2 protein-coding genes are annotated in these 3305 nt (G+C 43.3%); both read left to right on the forward strand.

Annotation, left to right across the window (positions count from 1 at the left end; genetic code table 11):
• A partial coding sequence (locus ACUVJL_RS18460) for a type I restriction endonuclease subunit R (protein WP_445247194.1) occupies positions 1-2704 on the forward strand: 2704 nt, incomplete at its 5' end.
• A gap of 176 nt (positions 2705-2880) precedes the next feature.
• Complete coding sequence (locus ACUVJL_RS18465) at positions 2881-3126, forward strand: hypothetical protein (protein ID WP_445247195.1); 246 nt, start codon at positions 2881-2883, stop codon at positions 3124-3126.
• Positions 3127-3305 lie beyond the last annotated feature (179 nt).

The raw sequence follows: 3305 nt of genomic DNA on the forward strand, positions 1-3305 counted from the left end.
ATCAGGTCAAGGTTTTGTTGATTACGTCCTCTGGGGCGATGATGGTAAACCTCTGGCAGTCGTAGAAGCCAAGCGCACCCGAAACGACCCCCGCATCGGGCAACAACAGGCTAAGCTATATGCCGATTGCCTAGAAAACCAATTTAATCAGCGTCCAGTAATTTTCTACTCTAACGGTTACGAGCATTGGCTGTGGGATGATACTAATTACCCACCGCGACAGGTGCAAGGATTTTATAAAAAAACTGAATTACAATTACTTATACAGCGCCGAGCTACCCGTAAATCTTTAGCAGCAGGCACAATTAACCCCACCATTGCCGAACGCTATTATCAAACTCGTGCCATCCGCCGCATTACTGAAGCCTTAGAGACTGATAAAGACCGCAAAGCCCTGATAGTTATGGCGACTGGTGCAGGCAAAACCAGAACCGCGATCGCCTTGGTCGATCTGCTGATGCGTTGTAACTGGGCTAAACGGGTTCTATTTCTAGCAGATCGTGTAGCTTTGGTAAATCAGGCAATCAATGTATTTAAGAAACATCTCCCCGATGCCGCGCCAGTAAACTTAGTTACAGAAAAAGATACTGAAGGACGAGTATTTGCTTGCACCTATCCAAGCATGATGAGATTAATTAATGATACTCCTGACGGTCAGCGTCGTTTTGGCGTAGGGCATTTTGACCTAATTATTATTGATGAAGCTCACAGATCGGTTTTTCAGAAATACCGCACAATTTTCAACTACTTTGATTCTGTCCTGCTAGGGCTAACCGCTACACCAAAGGATGAAATTGACCGCAACACTTACGGGCTCTTTGACTTAGAGAATGGCGTACCTACCGATGCTTACTCGCTTGAAGATGCCGTAAAGGATGGTTATCTAGTCCCGCTTAAAGCAATATCAGTGCCGCTTAAGTTCCAGCGACAAGGCATTAATTATGGTGAACTCTCTGAATCCGAAAGAGAAGAATGGGATGCGCTTGAATGGGATGACGAAGGAAATGCCCCTGAGCGCGTAGAAGCAGAAGCAGTCAACAAATGGTTATTCAATAAAGATACCGTGGATAAGGTGCTAGAGCATCTGATGACTAGGGGGTTAAAGGTTGCTGGGGGCGATCGTCTCGGCAAAACCATTATTTTCGCTAAAAATCAAGATCATGCAGAATTTATTGCTGAACGGTTCAACGCCAACTACCCACACCTTAAAGGTGAGTTTGCCCGCGTCATTACCTTCAAAACCACCTATGCTCAAAGCCTGATTGATAACTTTTCCCAAAAAGATAAAAAACCTTATATTGCAATCTCAGTGGATATGCTCGACACTGGGATTGACGTGCCAGAGGTAGTTAATCTGGTGCTGTTCAAAATTGTTCGCTCCAAAACTAAGTTCTGGCAGATGATAGGACGAGGTACGAGGCTATGTCCTGACTTATTTGGACTAGGGCAAGATAAACAATTTTTTTACCTGTTTGATTATTGCCAAAATTTAGAGTATTTTCAACACAACTCAGAGACTGTTAATGCACCAATAACTAAATCATTGGGTCAGCAACTGTTTACCGCTCGATTAGAAATAATCGGAGAGCTAGATAAAAGACAACCTGGAACTCAACCAATTAATCCAGCAAAACTGAGCCAGCTTCAAGAGTATCAAGTAACCTCTAAAGAACCCAGTACAGATGCAGAATTGCGCCAGGAACTAGCCAATTTACTCAATACCGAAGTGGCAGCTATGAATACTGAAAACTTCATAGTGCGACCTAAACAACGATTCGTAGAGAAATATGCTAATTCCGCAGCATGGGCATCGTTATCGATCGATGATTTTATGGAACTTAGTCAAGAAATAGCTGGTTTGCCATCCCAATTGGAAACAGAAACAGAAGAAATAAAAAGATTTGATGTTCTGATGCTGAAGTTACAATTAGCAATCCTGCGCTCTGACTCTACATTTAAGCGTTTACAAGAACAGGTGAAGTCACTTGCAGGACTGCTAGAGGATAAATCTGCCATTCCTTTCGTGCAAGAACAGTTAACTTTGATTCAGGATGTACAAACCGATGAGTGGTGGCAAGATGTGACATTACCAATGCTGGAGGTGTTACGCAAACGCCTACGAGGGTTAATAAAGCTGATTGAGAAACAAAAACGCCAACCCATTTACACCGACTTTGAGGATGTAATGGGGGATGAAATAATAGTAGAGTTGCCTGGTTTTACAGCATTAGATAACTTTGAGAAGTTCCGTGCTAAAGCCAGGGCTTTTTTGCGATCGCATCAAGATCATGTGGTCATCTTTAAGCTACGGACTAACAAACAGCTCACTCCATCCGATTTATCGGAGTTAGAGAAGATATTGCTAGAAAACAAATTAGGCGTAGAGGAGGATATAGACCGTGCTAAAGAAGAGTCGCATGGGTTAGGCTTATTCGTCCGTTCCTTAGTAGGCCTCGATCGGGAGGTAGCCAAGCAGGAATTAGCTAGGTTTATATCTGGTAAAAATCTTAACTCCAATCAGATTGAATTTGTGAATATGATTGTGGAGTACCTAACCGCACATGGCGCAATGGATGCAGCAATCCTCTATGAATCCCCATTTACAGACATTACGCCACAGGGGCCAGAGGGATTATTTACCTCGACTCAGGTAGATGAATTATTTTCTATTCTTGAAGAAGTTTCTACACGGGCTGCTGCATAAGGCACAGCAGTAAAACCTGGGCCGTTACAAATAATCTGGGTTGAAGCACAATTGTGATTGCAGTAAAACCTGGCTTTTGGTGTGGAGGAACGCGGGGAGTGGGAGTTTCCCCCGCCCTTGAATGTTTAAAATCCAAGATAGCCAGCGATCGCCCAAGTCGCTATGGAGAATAACCGTTGTTGCTAAAACTAACAAAAACGGGATTTTTAGTAGTGCAGTCTAAAAAAGTGTACGTCCAAGTTCACCCCCACCCTGCCACTTTTCCTGAGTCGGAGCACAAACGCGCCACAGTCCAATCCCTCCACCGCCCACAAGGAGCAACACGAGCAATAACCAAGGGGACGATCGCCGACAAGAAGCGGACTCTGAATGGATTTGTAGATTGGTGTTTGAAGAAGGTTGTAATTCAGATGATTCCATAGTTTACTCATGATTTATCGCCAAGGAGTTTTGCTATCAACCACCAGTAGTTAGCTGATAGCAAAATGTTGAGAAATCAAGCATTTGAAACAAAAATCTGTTTCTCTGCTTCAGAAACAAAAAATGCGAGTATAATTATTCCACGTTTACCCAAAAATCAGCCGTGACAATTTGACCATTA

It is taken from the genome of Microcoleus sp. OTE_8_concoct_300 (assembly GCF_031383065.1).
Lineage (GTDB): Bacteria > Cyanobacteriota > Cyanobacteriia > Cyanobacteriales > Microcoleaceae > Microcoleus.